This is a genomic window from Acinetobacter sp. YH12211 (assembly GCF_013418015.1).
In the GTDB taxonomy this organism is placed as follows: domain Bacteria; phylum Pseudomonadota; class Gammaproteobacteria; order Pseudomonadales; family Moraxellaceae; genus Acinetobacter; species Acinetobacter towneri.
Genome location: NZ_VPCW01000076.1, coordinates 1 through 1,039, shown reverse-complemented (window position 1 = coordinate 1,039; position 1,039 = coordinate 1). Strand labels below are relative to the sequence as shown.

The window sequence follows — 1,039 nt, the reverse complement described above, 5'->3', positions numbered from 1 at the left end:
AGGCTTTGTTGCATAAACATTCAAAAGCCGAATTTTCCCCAAGCCGTTCAAATTTAAGTGACAACTCGGGTATGCGGTCTACCTAATTCCGTGAATTTATTTAATACTGCTACACGTGCATGTATTTCATTGACCTGACTTTGAAAATGTCTTGCACTGAGTTTCTCTCCCAATAATTTGATGCAATGCATCTTGGTTTCCACCAAACTGCGACGATGATAGCTCGACCATTTTTTCCATCGTGTCCTGCCTAAATGTTTAACCGTTTGAAGTAATTCATTGCGCTCTAGTGAGTGAGGCTTAGTATCTTTCCAGGGTTTAGCATTTTTTCTGGGTGGAATCACCGCATGGGCATGCCGATCGGAAATTACCTGCCGGCAGTGTTTCGTGTCATAAGCCCCATTCGTATAGACCGAATCAATTTGCTCATCTTCAGGGATCTGATCAAGTAAATCCCCCAGCACTTGTGAATCGCTAACATTATTTGTCGTCAGCTGAACCGCACGTATTTGCAGGGTTTCAGCATCAATCCCAATATGTAATTTACGCCATTGGCGACGATATTATGGCTGATGTTTCTTACGCTTCCATTCGCCTTCACCTAAAAATTTTAACCCCGTAGAGTCGATGAGTAGATGAAGTCCATCACTGCTTTTTTGATAACGAATTGAAATATCGATATGCTTTTGTCGTTTACAGAGCGTGGAATAATCGGGTGCGGTCCAATTCAAGCCACAGAGCTTAATAAGGCTTTGAACAAAGCCTGTCACCATACGCAAAGAGAGCCGAAATAGAGATTTCATCATGAGGTAGCATTGAATTGCTGAATCGGAATAGGTTTGATTTCGTCCTGGTTTGCCTGTTGATTGTGCATACCATTGGGTCGCAGGGTCAAACCAGATCGAGATATTTCCTCGATTGATTAAAGCTTGATTGTAGGAGGACCAATTGGTTGTACGATAAATTTTAGGTGCGGGCTTATTCATCTAGCAATTATATTGCTGAATAAGCTTTTAGCAGAGGTTTATGCAACAAAGCC

The 1,039-nt window shown here is 41.9% G+C and carries 1 pseudogene; it reads right to left on the bottom strand.

The annotated features are described in order from the left end of the window. Positions 1 to 53: 53 nt before the first annotated feature. Positions 54 to 986, bottom strand: a pseudogene (locus FTU98_RS13885) (IS5 family transposase). Positions 987 to 1,039 lie beyond the last annotated feature (53 nt).